This is a genomic window from Caulobacter sp. GSs2 (assembly GCF_058680895.1).
Window position 1 is genome coordinate 3,314,739 of sequence record NZ_CM178725.1, and the last position, 24,200, is coordinate 3,338,938.

Here is a 24,200-nt window from a genome sequence, read left to right on the forward strand (position 1 = left end):
TCGGGGTCGAACCGCGTACGGCGCTGGTCCAGAATGGCGTTCCAATTCACGGGCGCGAGGACCGGCGTGACTTTCGAAACCGACGCGATACGCAACCGGCGCGGCTTCCTGGCCGGGCTTGGCGGTCTGGGCCTGCTCGGCGTGGCCGGCTGCGCGCCCGGCCAGATCGCCCGTCCCGGCCTGGTCGCGGGACTGGGCGATTTCGACGCCGTGCCCCGCCTGGCGCCGATCCGGATGAAGCCGGACCGCATCTCGAAGATCACGGTCTGCCTGCGCCCGTTCCGCAAGGCCGGGCCGCGTCTGGATGTCGAGACCGTCGGCGACAAGACCGTGGTCCACAACTATGGCCATGGCGGCAGCGGCTGGTCGCTGTCGTGGGGTTCGGGAACCATCGCGGCCAGGAACGCCATGTCGACGGGCGAGCGCGACATCGCCGTGATCGGCTGCGGCGCCCTGGGCCTGACCACGGCCACCCTGCTGCGGCGGGCCGGGGCCAATGTCACCATCTATGCCAGCGAGCGCACGCCCGACACCCGCTCGGCCCGGGCCACCGGCACCTGGTCGCCCGACTCCCGCATCGCCGCCGTGGGCGCGACCGCGCCGGGGTTCGAGGCGCAGTGGGAGGAGATGTGCCGGACTTCCTACAAGGCCTACCAGACCTATCTGGGCATGGCGGGCAATCCGGTGGAATGGACTGACCGCTACACCCTGTTCGACGCGCCGCCGGGACCGGGGCGCGCAACGCCGCATGATCCGAAAGGCGTACAGTTCGTCGAGTATATCGAGCGTGTGCGGGACATTACCCCGCGCGGGATGGAGCTGGCTGCCGGCAGCCACCCCTTCCCGACGCCCTATGCGCGGCGCGGGACGTCGATGCAGTTCAACATCGCCGAATACGCCCACCTGCTGATGACCGACTACCTGCTGGCCGGCGGCAGGGTCGAGACCATGACCTTCCACACCCCCGCCGATCTGGCGGTGCTGAAGCAGAAGGTGGTGGTCAATTGCACCGGCTATGGCGCGCGGGCGCTGTGGAAGGACGAGAGCCTCATCCCCGTGCGCGGCCAGATCGCCTGGCTGATCCCCCAGCCCGAGGTCAATTACGGCCTCTACTACAAGGGTGTGTCGATCCTGGCCCGGCGTGACGGCATCGTCGTCCAGAAGGTCGGGCAGACCGAGGCCTGGGGCTATGACGACGACAATGAAACCGCCAGCCGGAGCGAGGCCGAGGAGGCCATCGCCACCATCGCGGCGCTCTACAGTCGGCCGAAGCCTCGGGCGGCCTGATCAGCGTACATCCGGTTCATATCGATCGACGGGGCCAGATCGCTATAGACGATCCCGCGCGGGGCGATGCTCCAGACCGCCAGGAAGGACGCCAGACCCAAGGCTGTCAGGGCGATGAAGCCGGCGATCTCGCGTCGGCGGCTGGGCTCGAGGCGACTCAGGAAGGCGACCCGCAGGATCAAGGGGTGCGTGCCCCAGCCGCAGGCCAGCGGCGAGGCGGCGCCAAAGCTCGACACTTTCAGCAGCGCCTTGGCGTAGTCGGCGCGGATGTCGCTTTTCAGCGACAGCACCGTGGCGTCGCACGCCAGTTCCTGGTCGATGCGGGCAAACACCGCGCCGAGATGAACCAGAGGATTGCACCAGCCCAGGACCCGGCATCCGGCGATAGCCAGATTGGCGATAGGGTCGCCCCGGCGGATATGCGTGCGTTCATGCAGCAGGATCAGGTCGCGCTCGCGGCTGTTGAACCGCGCCTCGAAGTCATGGGGCAGGATGATCCGGGGCCATAGGGAGCCCATCACGGCGGGGCCGGCCTTGCCCTTGGCCGCCGTGCGCCGGAAGGCGTGCTCCTGCCACAGCATGAAGCCGGCGAAGACTGCGCCCCCGATGAGCCACGCCGCCATAACTTTCATCGCCAGACCCGGCGCCAAGGGCGCGGTCGGAGCGCCGACTTCCAGGGTCTCTGCGAGGCTGGGAAAGACGCTTGCGGCGGCGGCGACAGGCACGATCGCCCACAGCCCATAGGCGAGGCGGGGACCAAACAGCTGGCGGACCGGAAGGCGGAGCAGCAGCACCAGCACAACGCCGGCCGCCGCCGCGATCTGAACCCGCGTCAGCGCCAAGGCGAGCAGTTCGAACATCATCGCGTTCCCCGTCGATGCGCCACCCGTTCCGTCCCGCCGGGTTCAGCGCTGCAATGGTTACAACTGTAATATCGCGCGTCAAGCGTGTGTCTTGCCCAGGTCGCGCCAGCGGGCCACGGTGTCGCCATGACTCGCCTGCTCGAACGCCTCGCCCCATGTGGTCCCATCGCCGATCCCAAGGCCGCCGAGCGCGCCCATGAAGCGATCCTCAAGCGGGTCGGTGACGCCTCGGCAAACATCGAGGCCGCCTGGCCGGCCTTGGCCCCGGTGTTCGGCGCCTCACCCTATCTGGCCGGCCTGGCCCGCCGCGACGCCCGCCGCCTGCCGTCGATCCTTGAGGCTGATCCGGAGGTGCGGCTGTCGGAAATCCTGTCCGCCGCCGACGCTGTCGCCGCTGAACCCGACTTCGAGGTTGCGCGCCGCGTGCTGCGCGAACTCAAGGCCGACCTGCATCTGCTGACCGCGCTGTGCGACCTGGGCGGCGTCTGGGATCTGGACGCGGTGACCGGCGCCCTGACCCGCTTCGCCGACGCCACCCTGCGCGCCGCCCTGGCCCAGGCCGTCCGGCTGGAGGTGGATCGCGGCGCCCTGACCCATGTGGGCGACGCCGAGGCTGGGCCTGCGCCGGGCCTGTTCTGCATCGCCATGGGCAAGCACGGGGCCTTCGAGCTCAACTATTCCAGCGACATCGATTTCTCGATTTTTTACGCGCCGGAAAAGCTGCCGGTCGCCGAAGGGGTCGAGCCGCAGGGCGTGGCGGTCCGCATCGCCAACCATCTGGGGCGGATCCTGCAGGAACGCACGGCCGACGGCTATGTGTTCCGTATCGACCTGCGCCTGCGTCCCGACCCGTCCTCGACCCCGCCGGCCATGCCCGTCGACGCGGCCATGGATTATTACGAGAGCGTCGGCCAGAACTGGGAGCGCGCCGCCCACATCAAGGCCCGGATCGCGGCCGGCGACATGAAGGAAGGCGAGGCCTTCCTGGCCGGGCTGCAGCCGTTCATCTGGCGACGGAACTTGGATTTCGCGGCCATCGCCGACATCCACTCGATCAAGCGCCAGATCCACACCTACAAGGTCGATGACCGCCTGACCGCCAAGGGCGCGGATCTCAAGCTGGGGCGCGGCGGCATTCGCGAGATCGAGTTCTTCGTCCAGACTCAGCAGCTGATCCTGGGGGGGCGGCAACCGGACCTGCGCGGCCCGCGCACGCTGGACGCTTTGCGGACCCTGGCCGACGCCGGCCACGTCACGCACGAGGACGCCGACTGGCTGGCCAAGGCCTATCAGGAGCTGCGAGCGCTGGAGCATCGGGCCCAGATGATCGCCGATGACCAGACCCACAAGCTGCCGGAATCCGACACCGACCGGAAGAAGGTCGCGGCGCTCTGGAACCACGACAACCTGCGCAGCTTTGATGCGACCGTCGGCAAGATCCTGAAGGGCGTGAACGTGCGGTATGGCCGCCTGTTCGCCGGCGAGGAGGAGCTGTCCTCGCGCTTTGGCAGCCTGGTCTTCACCGGGGTCGAAGACGATCCGGAGACGCTCGCCACGCTCAAGCGCATGGGCTTTTCCAGCCCCGAGCGTGTCGCCGCCACCATTCGCAGCTGGCACCATGGCCGTATCGCCGCCACCCGCACCGAGCGGGGGCGCGAGCTGTTCACGCGTCTGGCGCCGCGTCTTCTGGACGCCGCCAACGCTACCGGCGCGCCGGACACCGCCTTCAACCGCTTCGCGGACTTCTTCGCGTTGCTGAGTTCGGGCGTGCAGATCCAGTCGCTGTTCCTGGCCCAGCCCCGCCTGTTCGAACTGATTGTCGAGGTCATGGCCTTCGCCCCGCGCCTGGCGGCCACCCTGGCGCGGCGCCCGACGGCGCTGGACGCCCTGCTGGACCCCGCCTTCTTCGGCCCCATGGCCGTGCCCGAAATGGCTTCTTGGAATCCCGAGGATTTCGAGGGCGCGATGAACGCCGCCCGCCGCCTCTTCCGTGATCAGAGCTTCCGGATCGGTGTGCGGGTGATGAGTGGCACCGCCGGGGCCAGCGATGTGGGTGCGGCCTTTGCGGGGTTGGGCGACCTGATCGTCGGGGGCCTGGCGCCCGCCGCCCTGGCGGAGACCGTGCGCATCGGCGGCGAGTTTCCTGGCGAGGTCGCCGTGGTGGCCCTGGGCAAGGCCGGTTCGCGCGAGATGACCGCCAAGTCGGACCTCGACCTGATGACGCTCTATGCGGTCGATGATCTCGCCGCCCAAGGGGGGGCGATGTCATCGATCAAGAGCTGGAGCGCCGACAGCTTCTACGCCCGCTTCACCCAGCGCCTGACGTCCGCCCTGTCGGCGCCGACAGGGGAGGGCACGCTCTATGAGGTGGACCTCAAGCTGCGGCCTTCGGGGACAAAGGGGCCGGTCGCTGTCAGTTTCGCCGCCTTCGAGGACTATTATGCCCGCGAGGCCGAGACTTGGGAGCTGCTGGCCCTGACCCGCGCCCGGGTGATGTGGGCCAGCTCGCCGGCCTTCCAGGCTCGCGCCGAGGCGGCCATCGAGGCCGCTCTGCGCCGCTCGCGCGATCCGGTGAAGACCGCCGCCGACGTGCTGGAGATGCGCGAACTGATGGAGCAGGAGCGTCCGGGCAAGGGCGTCTGGGACCTGAAACTGACGCCTGGCGGCCTGGTGGACATCGAATTCGTCGCCCAGTTTCTGCAGCTCAGGCACGCCGCCGATGGCGGCCCCTTGGCGCAGAATACCGGCGAGGCGCTGGCGGCGCTCAGGGCGGCGGGTCTGGCCGATGACGCGGCCCTGGCCTGCCTGGAGACGGCCTGGCGGCTGGAGCAGGACCTCTCGCAACTGATCAAAGTGGCGCTGGAGGAGGGCGGTGATCCCGAGAGCGAGCCCAAGGCCTTCAGGGTCCTGCTGGCGCGGGCTGGGCATGTCCGGGAATTCCGCTCGCTGAAGACCAAGCTGGCCAAGGCCAAGGTCGAGGCGCGTGCGGCGTTCGAGGCGATCATGCGCCGCGACGGAAAAGCGCGAGCCTGACGTTCAATGGGCATGGGGACGGGCTTTCGACGTCTTGGAGACGCAAGTCACATGCTGAAAATCACACTGATCGCGGCCGGTTCGATCCTGCTGCTCGCCGGCCAAGCCCTGGCGGCGCCGAAGGGCGCGGCCGCGCTGGACGCCAATGCCGACGGCAAGGTCACCCTCGCCGAATTCCAGACCGGACGCGGAGGCCAGATGATGGCTCATCTTGACGGCAACAAGGATGGCAAGCTGTCGCGCGAAGAGTTCTCGGCCATGCGCAAGCCCAGGCCTGATGCTCCGGCCGCCGACGCGGGCCGGGCCGGGAAGGGCGCCGAGCGGATGTGGGCGCGCGTGGATGCCGACAATGACGGCTTCCTGTCACCCGGCGAGATGGATGGCCTTCTGGCCAGCCGCTTTAAACGCATGGACGCCGACAATGATGGTGCGCTGAGCCTGACGGAGTTGAAGGCCGGCGCCGACAAGGCGAAGGTCGGGATCTGATTGATGTGTTCACGCGCGGCGAGGTGAGGTTTGGCGGCCGAGGGGAGCGATCCCGACGAGGCGCTGCTGACAGGGGTCGGCCGGGGCGACCCGGCCGCCGTTCGCCAGCTGCTGGACCGACGCTTGCCGCGCGTTCTCGCCCTGGCTCGCCGCATGCTGAACGACCCCTGCGAGGCCGAGGACGTGGCGCAGGAAACCTTCGTGAGGGCCTGGAAACAGGCGCGCTCCTGGCGGCCGGGCGGAGCGAAGTTCGATACCTGGCTGCACCGGGTGGCGCTGAACCTTTGCTACGATCGCCTCCGTCGCCGCCGCGAGGTGGTTACGGCCGAGCCGCCGGAGCAGGTCGATACCGGCCCTGCGCCGGACGCCGGCCTGCTGGGCGCGGACCTGTCGCGACGGGTCGAGGCGGCGCTTGCGGCCTTGCCCGAGCGACAGCGCGAAGCCATCGTGCTGTGCCATCACCAGGGCCTGGGCAATATCGAAGCCGCCGCGCTGATGACGATCAGCGTCGAGGCGCTGGAAAGCCTGCTGGGACGGGGGCGACGTGCGCTCAAGGCCTCGCTCGCCGATCTGGCGGGGTCCGGGCGATGAAGGAGATGGCGTCATGACCATGACCGTCGAACGGTTCGCCGATCTGGCCGAGATCTATGGCGGCGACGTGGCCCGCTGGCCGGAGGCCGAGCGCGAGATCGCGCGCGCCCTGCTGGCTGCTGAACCCGTGCGTCTGGAAGCGGTGCTGGCCGACGCCGCGCGACTGGATCGTCTGCTCGACCTCGCGCCCGCCCAGTCCGCCGACGCAGCCCTGCTGGGGCGGTTGATCGCGGCGGCTCCACGCCCCGCCAGCACGGTTCAGCGCTGGCTGGCCGGCGCCGGCGCCGCCCTTGGCCTGGGCGTTGCCGCTCTGGCAGGTGTCGCCGTCGGCGTGATGATCGGTCAGGTTGACCACAGACCCGCGCCTCAGGGCCAAAGCGTTATCGCCACCGACTTCACTGCAGACCTTTCCGAGGCCCTTCAGGAGCCTGCCGCCTTATGACCATGTCCCGTTCGCTGCTGATCGGCCTGATCGTCTCGGCGGCGCTCAATGTGTTTCTCGTCGGTGGTGTCGTGGGCGTGCTGCTAGTGCGCCAGGCTCCGTCGGCGCCGGCGGTGGAGTCAGCGATGCTCCCGCCTGTCGGGCCCATGACGGATGAGGTCGCGCCGCCGGTTCTGTCCGCGCCGCCCCTTCGGCGACCACAGCCGGCGCCGGCCGCCGGGGGGAGCGCGTCTCAAGGTGAAGCGCCGGCGCGGCCGCCGCTGTGGATGGCGGGCAGGGGCCTGTCGCAGGAGAGCCGTCTGGACCTGCGCCGCACCTTGCGGGAGGCCAATCAGCGCAATCAGCCGATTGTCCGACAGGCTCGGGGTGAGCGGCAAGCGGCCCTGCGGGCCTTCAAGGACGAGTCCTATGACGCTGCCGAGGTCGCCAGGCGCCTGGCCGCCGCGCGGGCATTGGATGTCCAGGCGCGTGGCAATGTCGAGACGGCTCTGGCCAATTATGCCGCCACCCTCTCGCCTGGCGAGCGGGCGACGCTGGGGGATGGCCTCGCCGAGGTCTATGCGCCCCGCCAGAGGCAGGCGCAGGCCGCCGCCAAAATGAATTGACCGTTTGGCGTAACCAAAGCGCGTGTTGTTGCGTATCTTCGGTCAGACCTCGCACCGGAGCCCGCCATGCTGATCCGCAACGCCCCCGACCTGACCGAGAATGAGGTCACCGACCACGGGCTCTATGTGCGCCGACGCGAGTTCATCGGCGGGGCGGCGGGGCTGGGTCTGGCAGGCCTGGCCGGCGCGGCTGGCGCGGCGCCGCTCAGCTATTCCAAGGGCTTCTCGACCACCGAGAAGCCGACGTCCCTGGAAGACATCACCACCTACAACAACTTCTATGAGTTCGGGGTCGACAAGGCCGATCCGGCGCAAAACGCAGGCAAGCTGAAGACGCGGCCTTGGACGGTGCGGATCGACGGTGAGTGCGAGGCGCCGCGCACGGTCGGGATCGATGATTTGATCAAGGCCAACAAGCTGGAAGAGCGCATCTACCGCATGCGCTGCGTCGAGGGCTGGTCGATGGTGATCCCCTGGGTTGGTTTTCCACTGAAGGACCTGATCGCCTCGGTCAAGCCGACCTCCAAGGCCAAATATGTGGCGTTCGAGACCCTGATGCGGCCGTCGGAAATGACGGGCCAGGCCTGGAATGTGCTGGACTGGCCCTATCGCGAAGGCCTCCGAATTGACGAGGCCACCCATCCCCTGACCCTTCTGGCGGTCGGCCTGTATGGCGAGACCCTGCCCAACCAGAACGGCGCGCCGCTGCGGCTGGTCGTGCCCTGGAAATATGGCTTCAAGGGCATCAAGTCGATCGTGCGGATTACCCTGACCGACAAGCAGCCGCGCACGGCCTGGAACATCTCGGCCCCGCGCGAGTACGGCTTCTACTCCAACGTCAATCCGGCTGTGGATCACCCCCGCTGGTCGCAGGCCAGCGAGCGCCGCATCGGCGAGTTTCGTCGCCGCGAGACCCTGCCGTTCAATGGTTATGGCCAGTACGTCGCCGACCTGTATCGCGGCATGGATCTGAAGAAGAATTTCTGATGGTTCTCAATAGTCCGCTCTCCCCGGCGAAGGCCTGGGCCCAGATCCAACCGGAGCGTCTGGGGATGACTCGCCTGCCGCCTCAGCCCCATTCGACCCTGTCTCAGGGTTCGATCTGGGCCCCGGCCTTCGCCGGGGAGAGCGGGGGCGGGGTGGCGTGGTGAGCAAGGCCAAACGCAAGCGCCCGTCCAAGCTGCAGGACAACCTGGTCTATGGCCTGGTCTGGCTGGCCTGTTTCGCGCCGTTGGTCTGGCTGGCATGGAAGGGCTTCAACGGCGATCTGGGCGCCAATCCGATCGAGAAGCTGATCCGCCAGCTGGGCGTCTGGGGTCTGCGGCTGCTCCTGGTCGGCCTGGCGATCACCCCGGCGGCGCGGATCCTGAAGATGCCGCGCCTGGTGCGTTTCCGCCGTACGGTGGGGCTTTTCGCATTCAGCTACATCGTGCTGCACCTGTTCAGTTATGTCGGCATCGACCTGTTCTTCGATTTCGATCAGCTGTGGAAGGACATCCTCAAGCGGCCCTTCATCACCCTGGGCATGGGCGCGTTCGTTCTGCTGATCCCTCTGGCCGTGACCTCGACCAATGGCTGGATCATCCGCATGGGCCGGGCCGCGTGGCAGAGACTGCACTGGCTGATCTACCTGATCGCGCCCCTGGGTGTGGCCCACTACTATCTGCTGGTGAAGGCCGACCATCGGCCGCCGGTGATCTATGCGGCAGTGTTCACGGTGCTGATGGCCTGGCGGGTCTGGGACAGGGTTCGGCGAACGTAACGCGATACCCGCCCCTCCGATCGGACCGAAGGGGCGGATGTTCTGGTCTATTTCGCCGCCACCTTTTTCGCATAGGCTTGGGCCTGTCCCACCAGCCGCAGCACATTGCCGCTCCAGATCGCCTCGATGTCGGCGTCCGAATAGCCCTCGGCCTTCAGGCGCGCGGTGATCTTGGGCAGGTCGGCCACGTCTTCCAGGCCCTCGACGCCGCCGCCGCCGTCCCAGTCAGCGCCGACGCAGACGCCCTTCGGTCCGGTGATCTTCAGGGTGTGCAGCATGCTGGCCATGAAGATGTCGAAGTTGGCCCGGGTTGGCGGAAACTGCTTGTCTATCGCGACACGTTTGGCCATCCAGGCGACGATATCGGCCTGGGTGGCTTCGTCGCGTGGCGGACGGCCAAGGCCTTCCAGCGCGGCCTTTCGTTCGGGACTCGGGGCGGCCGAGGCGATCAGATAGACCGAGTTGATACAGATCGCGCCGCCGCTGTCGCCGATCTGCTTGATCAGGGCGTCGTTCAGATTGCGCGGATGGTCGAAGACCGCCCGGGCCCCGCTATGCGAGGCGATCACCGGCGACTTTGACAGAGCCACCGATTGGCTGACCACCTCGTCTGACGCGTGGCTGACGTCAACCAGTACGCCCAGCCGATTGGCTTCGGCGAGCCAGCGCAAGCCCAGTGGCGAATAGCCGTTCCAGATCTTGCCCTTTGGGTCGGTGGAACTGTCGGCGAACTGGTTGTTGCGGAAGTGCACCGGGCCCGCCATCCGTACGCCAGACTGATAGAAGGTCTGCATCAGGGTGAGGTCTTCACCCATCGGCCAGCTGTTCTCGATGCTCTGATAGACGAACGACTTGCCGCCCTTGCTGATGCGGGCGGCGTCCTCGGCCGTGAAGGCCAGTTCGAACTTGTCGGGGTGAGCGGCGACCATCTCGCGGATGTCGACGGCGCGCTTCAGGGCGAAGTCGCGGGCGTAGCGATAGCCCTCGGCGGTCAGGTCGCCCTGGCCGGTATAGATCACGTAGAAACCGCCATCGAGGCCACCGGCCTTCATGCGCGGCAGGTCAACCTGGGTGCCGTCCAGGGTCACTGCGTGACCGTCCAGCATGCTCCAGCCGGGGCGTCCGAAGTGTTCGGGCGTGTCCAGATGGGTGTCGAGCGTCAGCATCTTCTGGTGGGCGGCCATGTCGGCCTTGGACACGGCCGGCGCAGGCGGGGCCGCGTTGGCGACCGTGACAAGAAGGGCGGCGGAGCCGAGAAGGGCGGTCAGAAGGCGATAGGGCATCGAGACTCCGAACATGGGACGCGAACTGGAGCGGCCACGCTCACGGATGGCTGCTGGCGCGTCAAGGCGAAGCCGACGTCCGGCGTCCAGATCAGCCCTCACGCCCTGTCAGGGACGGCTCATGTCGAAGCGGCGGGCAGTCGCGATCGCCGCCGGTCCCGCGGGGCCAGGGTGTCGGTTGACCAGATTGACCTTCTCGTTGATCCCGACGGCGCGCATCGCGCTCAAGGCGAACATTCCGGGGATCGTCGGCCGCAGATGCAGCGTTCAGATTAGTCCCAAGGCCTTGAAGCTGGCCACGCCCTCGCGGCCTACCACCAGATGGTCATGCACGCCGATCTTCAGCGCCCGGCCAGCCTCGATGACCTGCTTGGTCATGTCGATGTCAGGTCTGGATGGCGTTGGGTCCCCTGAGGGATGGTTGTGCAGCAGGATTATGTTGCTGCTGGAAAGCTCCAGGGCCCGCCGCATGACCTCGCGAGGATAGACCGGCGCGTGATCGACCGTTCCGCGGTTCATGATCTCGTCGGCGATCAGCTGGTTCCGCTTGTCGAGGAACAGAACCCGAAACTGTTCGCGCGGCTCGTTGGCTAGGGCGACGCGCACATAGCCCAACAGGGCGCTCCAGGACGAGATGACCGGGCGCTTGGCGATCTTGTCGCGACCTGCCCGCATGGCCGCCTCGTGCAGCAGCTTGATGTCGATGGCGGCGGTCTCGCCAATCCCCGGCACGGTCTTGAGTTCGTCGATCGAGGCGCTGATCACCGCGCCGAACGAGCCGAACCGCGCCATCAGCGCCTTGGCCTTGGGCTTGACGTCTCCCCGCGCGAAAGTGCGGAAGAGATAGAGCTCCAGCAGCTCATAGTCGGGCAGGGCTATCAGCCCGCCGACCATGGCCCGCGAGCGCAGGCGTTCCCGGTGGCCCGTGTGATGGGCCGCCGGCGTCATGTCGGATACGCCTAGGGATCGTGCGCTGACCATACCGCCCCCGAGTCAGGAGCGAGTATCTGGCCTTAACACCTCAGGGTTGTCGAGGGCTGATCAGCTGCCCAGCACAGCCGGCTGGAACAGGCCGCCCGGCGAGGCGGTGAAGATCTCGTAGCCGTCGTCCGTCACGCCGATCGAGTGCTCGCACTGGGCCGACAGCGATTTGTCGCGGGTCACGGCGGTCCAGCCGTCACCCAGCACCTTCACGGCCGGCTTGCCCAGATTGACCATCGGCTCAACGGTGAAGAACATCCCCGGCTTCAGCACCGCGCCCTGACCCGGACGGCCAAAGTGCAGAATGTTGGGGGCGTCGTGGAACACCTTGCCCAGGCCGTGACCGCAGAAGTCGCGAACGACGCTGCAGCGCTGCGCCTCGACATAGCTCTGGATGGCGTGGCCGATATCGCCCAGGGTTGCGCCGGGCTTCACGGCAGCGAGGCCCCGCGCCATGCCTTCATAGGTGATCTCGATCAGGCGGCGGGCGCGAGGTCCCACCTCGCCGACGCCGTACATACGCGAGGTGTCGCCATGCCAGCCGTCCACAATCACGGTCACGTCGATGTTGACGATGTCGCCCTCGCGCAGCGCCCAGTCGCCGGGGATGCCGTGGCAGACCACGTGGTTGCGCGAAATGCAGACCGTCTTGGGATAGCCGCGATAGAAAAGGCAGGCCGGGATAGCCTTGTGGTCGAGGATGAATTCGCGGGCCAGGGTGTCGAGATAATCCGACGAGACGCCGGGAACCACATGCGGGATCAGCATGTCCAGGCATTCCGCGGCCAGCTTTCCGGCCTTGCGCATGCCCTCGAAATCTTCGGCCTTGTGGATCTTGATCGCGCCGGTGCGGGTCTCGGCTTCGATCTCAAGGGCGTCGTCAAGGGTCATGTCGTACTCGGGCGGGGCAGGCGGCGTTTGAACGGTATGTCGCCATCTTAGCATGAAACTTCAATGGCTGCCTCTGCCAGATCATTGCGCGGGTGCGATGTCTTGACAAAAATGACGCCTGCGTCACTTTTTGGGTCGCGCTGGCGTCCAGACCGGCCGAAGCGGGAAGGCAAGCAACCATGCAGCAGATTCTGACAGGCCTGTTCAGGCTCATGCCGCTGCTGTTCGGACTTGGATTCCTGGCGCCCCTGTTGGCGCAGATCATCGAGCGTTTCGGATGGGTCCTGCCCAATGGCCTGACGCCCCTCGTGCTAGGTCTGGTGGTCGGCGGACTGTGGGGCAGTTTCGCCACCTTGAAGGGGCGCTGGATATGAGCGCTCCGACCCTCACCGACGCCGAGGTCGCCGGCCTCGACGAGCGGGGCCTGATCAAGCTCGAAAAGACGGTTGCCGAAGCCTATCTGGGCGGCGTGCCCTGGGGCTCCGTGACCTGGGCCCTGGTCAACACCACCGTCTGGTTTGCGCTGTGGCCTTTGACCCTCTCAGGGCTTTTGCCCCTCTGGGCGGCCTTTCCGATCGCGACCATCAACATCGCCCTCAGCTATCTGCCCTCACATGAGGCCCAGCACCGTATCATCGCCCGTGAAGGTCAGCCGCTGTTCTGGCTGAACGAGCTGGTCGGCCATATCTCGACCCTGTCGCTGGTGCTGCCCTATGGCGTGGCCCGCCTGACCCACTACGAGCATCACAAGCACGCCAATCATCCGGAGCTTGATCCGGACTATAGCACCCATGCCGACGGAACCCTGGATTTCCTGCGCCGGACCATCGCCAACCGCCAGCCGTCGGGGGCTGGAGACAAGGCCTATGGCGAGACGCTGATGCGGCTGAATACCGACGAGGCCCGTCGCGCGATGCTCGTCGCCGTCATCTATCGGCTAGGCCATTTTTCGATCCTGTTCGCCCTGGCCTGGAGCGGCCATGCGATCGAGGCGGCGCTGATCTGGTGGCTGCCGCGCCAATTGGCGGCCACCTACATCCAGTACTTCCTGAGCTTCGCCCCGCATCACCCGGCCAAGGCGATCGGCCGCTATCGCGATACCCGTGGCTTCAGAAGTCCGCTGGGCAATGTTCTGACCATGGGGATGCAGTTCCATATCATCCACCATCTCTATCCGCGCATCCCGCTGATGCGGACCCCGGCGGCCTATTGGGCGATGCGGCCCATCCTGAAGGCCAGAGGCTGTGACTTGGGCGCGCTATAGGCGCGGCGCGTCTTCGGTTCAGTGATTGATGCGGCGAGCCTCTCCCGGCGTGGCGGCGGGCTTGAGCTCTTCCAGGAAGCGCGCCTCCAGGGTCGTCGGCCGGTCGCGGCGCACACGGCACACGCCCTTGTAGCGGGTCACCCGGCCCGAGGTCTTTTCGGTGATGTCGGCGGTGAAGGTCACGTCCCATTCGCCGGGCTTGCCGAGTGCGACCGGGTGCATGTCGCTTGAGTTCACCCCGACCACAGGACCCAGGCCGAACTGCTCCTCCAGCTTGTTGGTGCAGGCCTTGAAGGCGAAGACCGCCCGGGCGGCCGTCATCATGCCGCTTTCCTTGCCATCCGAAGATGCGCCGCACGCAGAGAGAGCCAGGACGGCGCACAGGGCCGTCAGGGTCGAGAATTTCATGTGCGGCGGTCCCCCGGGAGTTCGAGGCGCAGGGTTAGTCAGACGCGAGCCGATTGCAGCTTAATTCGCCGTCATGTCGGTTAAGGCGCCATGGGGATGCGTCGCGCGATCCGAACGCCCTGGCTCGTCACTGCGCATGCATAGACCAGCACCTCGACCCCGGCTCCGACCGCTTGCGTCAGGCCGCGCGCGAAGGTGGGATCGAGATCTCCGCAGGCCTTGAAGCTTTCGCAGTCCATCCGTTGAACCACGAAAAGCGCGACCGCCCGATCGCCGGACTCCACCTGGGCGGCAAGATCCGCCAGGTGCCGGGTCGAGCGCGCCGCTACGCAGTCGGGGAACTCCGCCAGACCCGGCGTGCGGGAAAGATGGACATTCTTGACTTCCAGCCAGCAGGGCGGGCGGTCCGGATGGGTTAGCAGGAAGTCCACCCGGCTCGCTTCGGCGTACCGAACCTCCGGTCGGATCGTTGCGTAGCCGGAAAGCTCCGGAATGGCCTCGTCCGCCAGGGCCTCGGCCACCAGCTTGTTGGGCAGCATGGTGTTGACCCCGACCAAGCCACCGTCCGCCTCGACCAGTTGCAGCGTCCAGGGAAGCTTTCGCTTGGGATCGTCCGACCACGACACCCAGGCACCCTGTCCCGGCAGGTTCACGCCCAGCATGGCGCCGGGGTTGGGGCAGTGGGCAGTGATCTCCTGGCCGTCGTCCAGGACGATGTCGGCGAAGAAGCGCTTGTAGCGTTGAACAAGTCGGCCGCGAACGAGCGGTTGCGGGAGCAGCATGGCGGCCCTAAGTCGGATCGGAGAACGATGATGCGATGTAGGGGAGCGCGGCGATGACGGCCAGCAAGGATCGGGTGACGGCGGCGGTGCTGATCATCGGCGACGAGATTCTCTCGGGGCGCACCCAAGACGTCAATCTCAGCGCCATCGCCAAGTATCTGGCCACCTACGGCGTCGACCTGGCCGAGGCGCGGGTGGTGCCCGATATCGAGCAGGAGATCGTCGGCGCGGTCAACGCCCTGCGCACCCGCTACGACTATGTCGTCACGACCGGCGGCATCGGCCCCACCCACGACGACATCACCGCAGACTCGATCGCCAAGGCCTTCGGGGTGACAGCGCCCGAGCATCCCGAGATCATGGCTCTGCTGCGCGAACGCTGGGGCGAGCCCAACGCCGCCCGCCGTCGCATGGCCCACGTGCCCGAGGGCGGAACCCTGGTGAAGAACCCCGTGCAGGGGCCACCCGGCTTCCAGATCGAGAACGTCTTTGTGCTCGCCGGTGTGCCCGCGATCATGCGCGGCATGCTGGGCGATGTCGGCCCGCGCCTGCGCACCGGAGCGGTGGTGATCAGCAGGACTGTCCGCGTCACGGGTTCCGGCGAGGGCCTGATCGCCGCCCCGTTGGAGGCGGTGGCCAAGGCCCATCCCGATATGTCGCTGGGCAGCTATCCGTTCTTCTCGCCGCCGGATGTCTATGGCGCCAACCTGGTGGTGCGCGGCCGAGATCCGGTCGAGGTCGATGCGGCTGTCGAGGAACTGGTCGTGGCGCTGACGGAGGCCGGCGCGGCCAATATCGAGAAGATCGCGCCAGAGGCCTGACGCCTTCAGGGCCTGGTAGGGACAGTGGGACTCGAACCCACACGGATTGCTCCAACGGATTTTAAGTCCGGCGCGTCTACCATTCCGCCATGTCCCCGCAGCCCGTCCCGTAAGCGTTTTAAGCCTTAATCACAAGGTGATTGCACCGACGAGGCGCGGGAACGATCGGAGAACGACAGGAGGTCTTTGGAAGGGTTTGGGCACAAAATCGGGCCCAATGGACACAAAATCGGGCACAGTATGTTCCCTTTTTGATCTTTGGGGCGGACCGCCCATCCCTCGGCTGAGGGCTGAGGGCTGAGGGCTGAGGGCTGAGGGCTGAGGTCTGCGAGATGCGGCTGCCGGCTATCTCCAGCACGCCAATCGAAATGTCAGCGCTGGCTTAGTAGTGCTGGCCAAGACCGTCATTCCGTCAGGCCGGGCTTAGACGTTTGGCGAGGCTCCTTTTGCGAGACGCGACCTTGCTCGCGTGGAGGAGATAAGTGATGCTCACGCTCGCCATGCCCCAGCAGCCCGATCCGTCAGCAGACCTTCTTCGACCACCAGCCGGTCCGGAGCGCTCGGCAGGCCAGGCCGGCGAGGGCGCGCCGCTATCAATAGAAGAGCGTGACCATCGGCTTCGCGAGCGCGACGTTGCGTTGCGAGAGCGCGAAGCCCTGTTTCGGGAGCAACAAGGGAGGTGGGCCTCTTGGTCAAACCCGCTGACGGTGGCTCTGGTCGCCGCCGCGATCGGGACTGCGGGAAACGCGGGCGTCGCCTATTGGAACGGCCAAGCTGCTCGCGAGCAGGAACGGGATAAGGCCGAGTACGCCCGTGTTCTGGAAATGATCAAGGTGGGCAATCCTGATCAAGCCGCCGACAACCTGGAAATGTTGCTCGAAATGGGGCTGTATCGAGACGTCGGGGGCGACCTGAAGCGATATCTCGCCGCCCGCAAACCCGGCCAAGGAGGTTACCTGCCTGCGGCAGCCGGCACGGTTGCGGCTTCGACGGCTCCGCCAGCCTCGGCGGAAGCGCTCCAAATCCTCGAGAAGGGCGTCGCGCAGGCGCCGTGGTTAAAGATCGCTCTCGCCGAGCGTGGTGTGCGCGAAATCTCGGGCGAGCCCGCCAACGAACGAATTCTCGAATATATCGCCTCGGCACCCAGCGGGGCGGGCAATCCAATGGGCGATGAGTTCCCCTGGAATAGTCAGTTTGTGAATTGGGTTATCCGTAGCGCTGGCCTTGACGGCACGGACTCAGGTGCGGCCAGTTCGTGGTCGAGCTGGGGCGAGCCAATCGCGGATGGAAGGCCCGGTGCCATCGTTGTTTTCAAGCGAGATGGCGGTGGCGGTGTGGTGGGCTTCTATGTGCGTGACCTGCCGGGCGGTTACGTCGAGGTGTTGGGAGGCAACATCTTCAATGAAGTCGCCATCTCCAAAATCTCAAAATCAAAGCTCACCGCGATCCGTTGGCCCAGTTCCAGGCCGACACCCTAGAGCGCCGCTGCGATTGCGGTTGCAGGCGATGCCGCTCGCCTACTCAACCGGTCGAATTTGAGCTTTTCGCGGTAGTTTTGATCGTCAAACAACCCATAGGTTGACGTTTTCTACATACCGAAGAACACTGTTCTTTGGGATGTAGGGGGCTCTGATGGCGACGGCAAAGAAACGCACGTTCGATGCGCTTCGCGATACGATCGATTTTCGCGACACAATGTATGTTCCCACCTTGGTGGCTGTGCGTCCGCAATCGGATTTGCAGGCCTACCGAGATCTGCAGATTCCCGTCCTGGACCAAGGCCAGGAAGGCGCTTGCACTGGTTATGGCCTCGCAACCGTAGCCAACTATCTGCTCGCCCAGGCCGGCGATGCACAACGGGGCAATGGCGTTAGCGCGCGGATGCTCTACGTCATGGCCAAGCGCTACGATGAGTGGGAAGGCGAGGACTACAGCGGCTCCAGCGCTCGTGGCGCCATGAAGGGTTGGCACAAGCACGGCTTATGCGCTGAGGCCATCTGGCGAAATTCCGACCTGAGCGCCGATATGGATGCCGGCCGAGCGGCTGATGCGTTTACGCGACCACTAGGCGCATATTTCAGGGTCAATCACGCTGATCTCGTCGCGATGCATTCGGCCATCAGCGAGGTTGGCGTCCTCTATGCGACCGCCAACGTGCACCAGGGCTGGATGAACGTAAAAAGCGGGGACCGAAGAATAATACGCCACGAGGGCTCCGTCGGCGGGCATGCTTTCGTCATCGTGGGCTATGATCGCGAGGGGTTCTGGATCCAGAATAGCTGGGGCCCCACCTGGGGCAACGGCGGTCTGATCCAGCTGAGCTATGACGACTGGTTGGCCAACGGCACGGACGTCTGGGTCGCGCGCCTGGGCGCGCCGGTGCAGTTCTCCAGGCCGCTTGACGCGGCAGTGGTCAATTCCAGCGCGCCGCGGAGCTATGAAAGCTACGTCTACGCCAACCTTCGAGCGCACATCGTCACGGCCGGCAACGACGGGCTGCTTCGTCAGAAAGGGTCCTATGGTCTGACGGAGAACGGCCTTAAGGAAGTCGTCCGCACCTCGCTCAAAGACAAGGTCAAGGCATGGACCCGCAAACGTGTGCTGGTCTACGCCCATGGCGGCTTGAACGCCGAGTCCTCAGCGATCCAATACGCGGCCAACTACCTCACGCCAGCCATGGCCCAAGAGGTCTATCCGATCTCGATCGTCTGGCGCTCTGATGCCTGGACAACCTTTGGCAATATTCTGAAGGACGCGTTGCGCCGGCGACGCGACGAAGGTTTGCTCGATAGCGCCAAGGATTTCATGCTCGACCGCGTCGATGACACCTTGGAACCGCTGGCCCGGACGCTAGGCGGCAAGGCGTTGTGGGATGAGATGAAAGAGAACGCCAAGGGCTGCACGACTGCCAAGAAGGGCGCCGCGCGTCTGCTCGCCGGTCACCTGAAAGCCGCCTTGGACGCGGGCGAAATCGATGAAGTCCATCTGGCGGGCCACAGCGCAGGATCGATCGTTCATGCCTATCTCGCCCAATACCTCGCCGAACTGGGCGTGCCGATTAAGAGCGTTTCCCTCTGGGCGCCGGCCTGCACGCTCGCCCTTTTCGAACAGATCTATCGGCCGCTGATCACTGCCCGCTCAATCGAAGCCTTCGATCTCTACACCCTGGATGACGCCACCGAGCGGGATGACGACTGCGCCCATGTCTACAACAAGTCCCTGCTCTATCTGGTCAGCGCCGCGTTCGAAAAGCACGCGCGCATCCCGGTTCTCAGGCCGATCGGAGAACCGCTTCTGGGTCTTGAGCGCGACACATCCAAGCACGTGGAGGCGGCTTTCTGGACGGGAGCGACACGGCGATGGTTTGTGGCGCCAAAGGCTGACGAGACCCATGCTCGCCACCATGGTGATTTCGACAACGATGGTCCAACCCTGGCTCAAACCCTGACCCGAATTACCCGGCAGGACGTTGCGGCGGCGCCAGTCGCGCCGTCCACGATCAGCCAAAGTCGTCTTCGGCAAAGTCTCGACCGTAGTTTGGCGCGACCCTGATGGCTCAGCTTTTGACTGTCTGCAGTTCGTTGCCTTCGCACAACCATGCGAGCGGGGCGCTTTGATGGGTCAGCCAACCGATCCCCTATCCGACTTCGACCTTTGGCCTCTGGCGGCGGAAGGCTTTGATCACGGTGTCTACAGTTCTCGCACCAGCGGCCCGCCGGTCGTGGTGCTACATGAGGCCCCCAATCTTACGCCACAAGTCGCTGATCTTGCCCGCCAGATCAGCGCCGCCGGGTTCAGGACGCACATGCCTTCGCTGATCGGCGCGCCGGGCAAATCGGCCGCCGATCCGGGCCTGGGAGCGCTATGGGGCATCTGCGTGCGACGAGAATTCAACGCCCTGGCGGGGCGTTCCACCCGGCCGTCTGTCAGATGGATCCGGGCTCTGGTGCGCAAGCTCGCCGCCGAAGCCAACGGGGCGCAGGTCGGCGTGATAGGCCTTTGCTTTAGCGGCGGCTTCGCACTCGGGGCTGCGACTGAGCCGGCCGTGGCGGCTGTCGTATCCTCGGAGCCGGCGCTTCCCCTGCTTTCATCAACGCCGCTTTTGAACAAGCTGCCTGGCGTCGCCAAGGCCATCGACCTGGACAGGGAAGATCTGGATCTCTTGCGCGACCGCTTGGCGTCCGGCGAGCTTGCCGCTCAGGGTTATAGGTTTGCAAGCGACACCTTCTCGCCCTGTGAGCGCATGCTGGCCCTTGGTGACCGCCTTGGTGACTCCTTTGATGGTCGATGCATCCATCCGGAGCTCGACGCGAACGGAGCGCCGATGCGAAAGCCTCACAGTGTTGTCACAGTCGATCTTGTCGATCGGGACGGCCATCCCACCAAGGCCGCGCGTGATCGCATCATAGCGTTTCTGGATTGGCGGCTGCGCCATGGGCCGCCGCTCTCCGAGCCTCATCCCATGTTGTGGCGTTGCGCGGTGAGCGGCTGCCAGAAGGCAAAGCCGGCTTCATCGTGAAGGGCGCGCCCCCTAAAATGGGACGCCGCGAGGTCATTTTAAGCCTGGCCGCCGCAGGCGTGCTGCCACCTGGACCGGCGTTCTCAGGGAGCGATCGGGCAAAAGCCATGGAGCCTTATGCGCATCTGGTCTTGCCTAAAACGCATCAGGCCCTGACGGGCGACAGCCTGCACGCGCGATTTATGGGCGTGAGCACACTGGCTCTAGAGGCTCAAGGCGACTGCCTTCTGATCGATGGCTTCTTCTCTCGTCGCCCTGCGCACAAGGTTCTGCTGTCGCGTATCGGACCGGACCCTGACCTGATCGATGCGGCGATCGCACGCGGCCAACTCCATGACGTGCGGGCGGTGCTGGTGGCCCATGCGCACTATGATCATGCCTTTGACGCGCCCGATGTCGCCCAAATCCTAAAGGCTCAACTGGTGGGTTCGGCATCCGTGATGCAAATCGCCGACGGACGCGCGATAAAGGTGCCCCACCAGGTGCTTCGTGGTGAGCGCCAAGCGGTCGCCATTCCATGCCTCGGACCTTTGCCGTTCAAGGTCACGGCGATCCGCTCGCCACATTCCCCGCACGGGTTCTTCCCCGGCGACAATGCCGCGCCGCCGCAAGCCAAGGCTTGGTTTGGATGCTATCGCGACGGCGGCAACTACTCGTTCTTGGTCGAACGCGGCGATCATCGCATTCTGGTGCATCCCAGCGCGGGGGCGGATGGGGCCAATTTTGAGGGCGTGCGCGCCGAAACGGTATTTCTGGGAATTGGCGCCCTCGGTAAGCAGGACAGAGCCTTCTTTGATCGCTACTGGGGCAAGGTTGTGCGCGAAGTCGCCGCGCGCAGGGTCATTCCAGTACATTGGGATAACTTTTTCGGACCAGCGCGGGCGATGAAGCCATCGCCGTGGCCATTCGATAATGTGCCCAAAGCGATGGACTGGGTGATTGAGCAGGGCGCGGCCGACGGCATAGAGGTCGCGCTTATGCCGCTCTTTGAGCCGGTGAATATGCCGTTGTTTGAGCGCAGGCCCTTAGACGCGACGCAGTCTCAGCCCTGTTGCGCAACGGTGCGAGATTCGCCGCCGCCACCCAATCTCTGGGATCGGCTCACCGCCGGCGTGGGCCGCCATTGTCCCACAGCGCCCTCCAGCGACTACTACGATCTCTCTCGCTGAGCGGGTCTTGGCGCGCTGGGGCAAGATCCAACCTCTTGTTTTGGCAATTTCGCCACAGCTCCCCGACTGGGCTTCTAAAGAATTGAAGCTCCACCCGCCAAAACCCTACAAGCTTAACAAACAAGGCGGCCTTGGGTCCGCGGATACGCAGTTAAACCTGACCGAAAAACTGTATCGAAGGTCAAGTTCGCTTCGGGCAATCAGTCATCGCTGTAGAGCCAATTCATCAACAGTAAATCGCAAATTCATTCCGTAGGCGTGCTTTCTCGACCTGCCCAGTGATTGGGCGTCGCAAAGGCTAGGGTGTCACAAGCCGATGTGAGGATTTAGAAATGTTGGTTAATGGCGCGCTGAAAGGTTGTGCCCGTCAATTCGAATTAGTAAAGGCTTCCTTAATTGGGGCTTCGCCGCCCTTGTGAGCGCTTGGTGGGGATCAATGCTCGTAGCTACTGCCCTATCTTCGGAAGCGCGTAAGGTGGATCAGACGCTGACGCGCGTCGTGATCGATCCGTACAAGCGCGGGCTCGACATTCTTGTCGCCGGCTCAGCATTGTTGTTTTTTGCGCCGGTGCTCTTGCTCGTTGGCGTTCTGATAAAGCTGGAATCCCGGGGTCCGGTACTTTTCCGTCAGGCACGGGGGGGGCTGCACGGCGAGGCCTTCACGATTTTCAAGTTCCGATCCATGCGCTGCGCGGAGAATGGCGACCGCGTCTTGCAAGCCGCGCGGGATGATTATCGTGTAACGAAAATCGGCCGTTTCATCCGCAAAACCAGCGTTGATGAACTTCCCCAACTGCTCAATGTGCTGATGGGCGACATGTCCATCGTAGGGCCACGGCCTCATGCCCTCGCTCATGATGTCGAGTATGGCGCTGTCATTCCGCGCTATAACCTGCGTTTCCGCGCCAAGCCGGGGCTAACGGGGCTCGCTCAAATCAGGGGATTGCGCGGTGGCACCGACGAAGTTGAAGCGATGGCCGCGCGGGTCGAGGCTGACGTCGAGTATATCGAGCGTTGGACATTCGGCTCAGATATCCGGATTTTGCTGCTGACGCTTCCGCATCTCTTGCTCGCTGAGAATGCCTACTAACTGCCCAGCGGTCGAGCTAGGTAATGTAAGTCTGCCAAGCGGCCGAAAAGTGCGCAAAGACACCTCGTTAGGGCTCAGTGATTATTAAGCTCCGCCTGCGCAGCTTGGCGCGGCGGCGAGTCGTTTTGAAACTTTTTGTCTTGCACCTGTTGGGCGAGAATTCCGTGGGGGATGTATGCGCGTAGCGATGATTGGCACGGGTTATGTGGGCCTGGTGTCGGGGGCGTGTTTCGCCGATTTCGGTCACGTGGTGACGTGCATCGACAAGGATCCGAGCAAGATCAAACGGCTGGAGAAGGGCGAGATCCCGATCTTCGAGCCCGGTCTGGATGATCTGGTGGCCCGCAACGTCCGCGAAGGCCGGCTGTTCTTCACGCTTGAAGGCGCCGACGCCATCAAGAACGCCGACGCGGTGTTCATCGCGGTAGGCACCCCGACCCGTCGCGGCGATGGCCATGCCGACCTGTCCTATGTCTACGCCGCCGCCGAGGAGATCGCCGGCCTGATCGAGGGCTTCACCGTCATCGTCACCAAGTCGACCGTGCCGGTCGGCACCGGCGACGAGGTCGAGGCGATCATCAAGCGCGTGCGCCCAGACGCCCAGTTCGCCGTGGTGTCCAACCCCGAGTTCCTGCGCGAAGGCGCGGCGATCGAGGACTTCAAGCGTCCCGACCGCGTGGTGGTCGGGACCGAGGACGAGCGCGCCCAGGCCGTGATGCGCGACCTCTATCGCCCGCTGAGCTTGAACGAGACGCCGATCGTCTTCACCGGCCGTCGCACCAGCGAGCTGATCAAGTATGCCGCCAACGCCTTCCTGGCGATGAAGATCACCTTCATCAACGAGATGGCCGACCTGTGCGAAAAGGTCGGGGCCGACGTCCAGCAGGTGGCCAAGGGCATCGGCCTGGACAAGCGGATCGGCGGCAAGTTCCTCAATGCCGGTCCTGGCTATGGCGGCAGCTGCTTCCCGAAAGACACCATCGCCCTCGTCCGCACCGCCCAGCAGTATGGCGCGCCGGTCAAGCTGATCGAGACCACGGTGGCGGTGAATGACGCCCGCAAGAAGGCCATGGCGACCAAGGTCGCCGACGCCATCGGCCTGTCCGATCTGACCGGCAAGACGATCGGCGTGTTGGGCGTGACCTTCAAGCCCAACACCGACGACATGCGCGACGCCCCCAGCCTCGATATCCTGCCGGCCCTGCAGGCCATGGGCGCGACGGTCCAGGCCTATGATCCCGAAGGCGCGAAAGAGGCGGCTCACATGCTGCCCGGCGTGGACTTCAAGGCCGGGGCCTATGAGGCCGCGCAGGGCGCCGATGCCCTGGTGATCCTGACCGAATGGGACCAGTTCCGGGCCCTGGATCTGGATCGCCTGAAGCTGCTGATGAACAGCCCGGTCGTGGTCGACCTGCGCAACGTCTACAAGCCCAGCGAGATGGTGCGGCACGGCTTTGTTTATGCCTCGATAGGTCGCGCTTAGGTGACAGCTGGCCGTATTGGATTGAATCCCAACACTTAGCGCCCGCGAGCTGCTGCGGCGGCGATTTTATCTAGGGCGGCGGTCCATACGAATGGCTTTGGCCGCTGGTTGTGATCAACGACGAAGCGGTTGATGGCACCCGGAGATCGACGCCCTCCAAGACGCCGCGTTTGAGGCGGAGCTTGGTGAGGCTGGCGAATAGACCCTCGACGGGATTGAGCCGGCTGGCCGAGGTGGGAGTAAAGTTGAGTGCCCAACGCAGATTGCACCCCAGTCAAGCGATCACCTCAGGCGCCCTGTCGGGGGCAGGGTTGTCGATGGTGGGGTGGACGGTCTTGCTGGCCGTGACCTCGTGCTCGACGGCATTGAGAGAGCGGAAGAACTCCTGATGAAGGTGGTGCGGAACGCAGCGGCCGATGAACGTCCAGAACGTCGAAGGC

22 protein-coding genes, 1 tRNA gene and 1 pseudogene are annotated in these 24,200 nt (G+C 65.1%); 17 read left to right on the forward strand and 7 right to left on the reverse strand.

What is annotated here, in order from left to right; genetic code table 11:
* Positions 1-66: 66 nt before the first annotated feature.
* Entirely contained in the window at positions 67-1,287 is a 1,221-nt protein-coding gene (locus ACW17Z_RS16040) for an FAD-dependent oxidoreductase (RefSeq protein WP_492056726.1), read from the forward strand.
* Here the strand turns inward: ACW17Z_RS16040 and ACW17Z_RS16045 are convergent.
* Positions 1,257-2,147: a M56 family metallopeptidase gene (locus ACW17Z_RS16045; RefSeq protein ID WP_492056727.1), complete on the reverse strand. Its 891-nt coding sequence runs from the start codon at positions 2,145-2,147 to the stop codon at positions 1,257-1,259. The two genes, ACW17Z_RS16040 and ACW17Z_RS16045, sit on opposite strands and share 31 nt — an antisense overlap.
* Positions 2,148-2,276: 129 nt before the next feature.
* On the opposite strand from ACW17Z_RS16045, the gene ACW17Z_RS16050 reads away from it, so the two are divergent.
* The 7 genes and pseudogenes from ACW17Z_RS16050 to msrQ all read left to right on the forward strand — a co-directional run bounded on the left by ACW17Z_RS16050 (position 2,277) and on the right by msrQ (position 9,069).
* Positions 2,277-5,183, forward strand: coding sequence for a bifunctional [glutamine synthetase] adenylyltransferase/[glutamine synthetase]-adenylyl-L-tyrosine phosphorylase (locus tag ACW17Z_RS16050; RefSeq protein WP_492056728.1), 2,907 nt, complete (start codon positions 2,277-2,279; stop codon positions 5,181-5,183).
* A 51-nt stretch (positions 5,184-5,234) separates the two neighbouring features.
* Positions 5,235-5,669 carry an EF-hand domain-containing protein gene (locus ACW17Z_RS16055; RefSeq protein ID WP_492056729.1) on the forward strand — a complete coding sequence of 145 codons (435 nt, stop codon included), beginning with the start codon at positions 5,235-5,237 and terminating at the stop codon, positions 5,667-5,669.
* Between the two features lie 30 nt (positions 5,670-5,699).
* On the forward strand, positions 5,700-6,260 hold the full coding sequence (locus ACW17Z_RS16060) for an RNA polymerase sigma factor (protein ID WP_492056730.1): 561 nt from the start codon (positions 5,700-5,702) through the stop codon (positions 6,258-6,260).
* Between the two features lie 13 nt (positions 6,261-6,273).
* On the forward strand, positions 6,274-6,702 hold the full coding sequence (locus ACW17Z_RS16065) for a hypothetical protein (RefSeq protein WP_492056731.1): 429 nt from the start codon (positions 6,274-6,276) through the stop codon (positions 6,700-6,702).
* Entirely contained in the window at positions 6,699-7,307 is a 609-nt protein-coding gene (locus ACW17Z_RS16070) for a periplasmic heavy metal sensor (protein ID WP_492056732.1), read from the forward strand. Before ACW17Z_RS16065 ends, ACW17Z_RS16070 begins: the two co-directional genes overlap by 4 nt.
* 66 nt (positions 7,308-7,373) lie before the next feature.
* Positions 7,374-8,294 carry a protein-methionine-sulfoxide reductase catalytic subunit MsrP gene (gene msrP, locus ACW17Z_RS16075; protein ID WP_492056733.1) on the forward strand — a complete coding sequence of 307 codons (921 nt, stop codon included), beginning with the start codon at positions 7,374-7,376 and terminating at the stop codon, positions 8,292-8,294.
* Between the two features lie 90 nt (positions 8,295-8,384).
* Positions 8,385-9,069 (forward strand): annotated as a pseudogene (msrQ, locus tag ACW17Z_RS16080) (protein-methionine-sulfoxide reductase heme-binding subunit MsrQ).
* Positions 9,070-9,116: 47 nt separating this feature from the next.
* On the opposite strand, the gene ACW17Z_RS16085 reads toward msrQ, so the two are convergent.
* The 3 genes from ACW17Z_RS16085 to map all read right to left on the reverse strand — a co-directional run bounded on the left by ACW17Z_RS16085 (position 9,117) and on the right by map (position 12,224).
* Positions 9,117-10,367 (reverse strand): dipeptidase, encoded by a 1,251-nt coding sequence (locus ACW17Z_RS16085; RefSeq protein WP_419321417.1) that lies wholly within the window; start codon positions 10,365-10,367, stop codon positions 9,117-9,119.
* A gap of 252 nt (positions 10,368-10,619) precedes the next feature.
* Positions 10,620-11,333 carry a RadC family protein gene (gene radC / locus ACW17Z_RS16090; RefSeq protein WP_492056734.1) on the reverse strand — a complete coding sequence of 238 codons (714 nt, stop codon included), beginning with the start codon at positions 11,331-11,333 and terminating at the stop codon, positions 10,620-10,622.
* A 60-nt stretch (positions 11,334-11,393) separates the two neighbouring features.
* Positions 11,394-12,224, reverse strand: coding sequence for a type I methionyl aminopeptidase (map, locus tag ACW17Z_RS16095; protein ID WP_492056735.1), 831 nt, complete (start codon positions 12,222-12,224; stop codon positions 11,394-11,396).
* Between the two features lie 179 nt (positions 12,225-12,403).
* Here map and ACW17Z_RS16100 point away from each other — a divergent pair, with 179 nt between their 5' ends.
* Positions 12,404-12,598: a hypothetical protein gene (locus ACW17Z_RS16100; protein ID WP_419320493.1), complete on the forward strand. Its 195-nt coding sequence runs from the start codon at positions 12,404-12,406 to the stop codon at positions 12,596-12,598.
* Positions 12,595-13,488: a fatty acid desaturase gene (locus ACW17Z_RS16105; RefSeq protein ID WP_492056736.1), complete on the forward strand. Its 894-nt coding sequence runs from the start codon at positions 12,595-12,597 to the stop codon at positions 13,486-13,488. Before ACW17Z_RS16100 ends, ACW17Z_RS16105 begins: the two co-directional genes overlap by 4 nt.
* A gap of 18 nt (positions 13,489-13,506) precedes the next feature.
* On the opposite strand, the gene ACW17Z_RS16110 is transcribed toward ACW17Z_RS16105, so the two are convergent.
* Both ACW17Z_RS16110 and sfsA read right to left on the reverse strand, forming a co-directional pair.
* A complete protein-coding gene (locus ACW17Z_RS16110; protein ID WP_419320495.1) occupies positions 13,507-13,896 on the reverse strand; it encodes a hypothetical protein in 390 nt (129 codons plus the stop codon).
* A gap of 80 nt (positions 13,897-13,976) precedes the next feature.
* Positions 13,977-14,678: a DNA/RNA nuclease SfsA gene (sfsA, locus tag ACW17Z_RS16115; RefSeq protein ID WP_492056737.1), complete on the reverse strand. Its 702-nt coding sequence runs from the start codon at positions 14,676-14,678 to the stop codon at positions 13,977-13,979.
* Positions 14,679-14,731: 53 nt separating this feature from the next.
* On the opposite strand from sfsA, the gene ACW17Z_RS16120 reads away from it, so the two are divergent.
* A complete protein-coding gene (locus ACW17Z_RS16120; protein WP_492056738.1) occupies positions 14,732-15,499 on the forward strand; it encodes a competence/damage-inducible protein A in 768 nt (255 codons plus the stop codon).
* Between the two features lie 13 nt (positions 15,500-15,512).
* Here the strand turns inward: ACW17Z_RS16120 and ACW17Z_RS16125 are convergent.
* Positions 15,513-15,596 (reverse strand) — tRNA-Leu (locus ACW17Z_RS16125).
* Between the two features lie 388 nt (positions 15,597-15,984).
* Between ACW17Z_RS16125 and ACW17Z_RS16130 the strand changes: the two genes are divergently transcribed.
* The 6 genes from ACW17Z_RS16130 to ACW17Z_RS16155 all read left to right on the forward strand — a co-directional run bounded on the left by ACW17Z_RS16130 (position 15,985) and on the right by ACW17Z_RS16155 (position 23,760).
* The gene (locus ACW17Z_RS16130; RefSeq protein WP_492056739.1) at positions 15,985-16,977 is read left to right on the forward strand and encodes a TIGR02594 family protein; all 993 of its coding nucleotides are present in this window, start codon (positions 15,985-15,987) and stop codon (positions 16,975-16,977) included.
* A gap of 154 nt (positions 16,978-17,131) precedes the next feature.
* Positions 17,132-19,051: a C1 family peptidase gene (locus ACW17Z_RS16135; protein WP_492056740.1), complete on the forward strand. Its 1,920-nt coding sequence runs from the start codon at positions 17,132-17,134 to the stop codon at positions 19,049-19,051.
* Between the two features lie 64 nt (positions 19,052-19,115).
* Positions 19,116-20,018, forward strand: coding sequence for a dienelactone hydrolase family protein (locus ACW17Z_RS16140; RefSeq protein WP_492056741.1), 903 nt, complete (start codon positions 19,116-19,118; stop codon positions 20,016-20,018).
* The gene (locus tag ACW17Z_RS16145) at positions 19,973-21,187 is read left to right on the forward strand and encodes an MBL fold metallo-hydrolase (RefSeq protein ID WP_492056742.1); all 1,215 of its coding nucleotides are present in this window, start codon (positions 19,973-19,975) and stop codon (positions 21,185-21,187) included. The genes ACW17Z_RS16140 and ACW17Z_RS16145 overlap by 46 nt, the downstream gene beginning before the upstream one ends.
* 436 nt (positions 21,188-21,623) lie before the next feature.
* Positions 21,624-22,277, forward strand: a complete 654-nt coding sequence (locus ACW17Z_RS16150) for a sugar transferase (RefSeq protein WP_492056743.1) — start codon at positions 21,624-21,626, stop codon at positions 22,275-22,277.
* A 175-nt stretch (positions 22,278-22,452) separates the two neighbouring features.
* Positions 22,453-23,760 (forward strand): UDP-glucose dehydrogenase family protein, encoded by a 1,308-nt coding sequence (locus ACW17Z_RS16155; RefSeq protein ID WP_492056744.1) that lies wholly within the window; start codon positions 22,453-22,455, stop codon positions 23,758-23,760.
* The last annotated feature ends 440 nt before the right edge of the window (positions 23,761-24,200 follow it).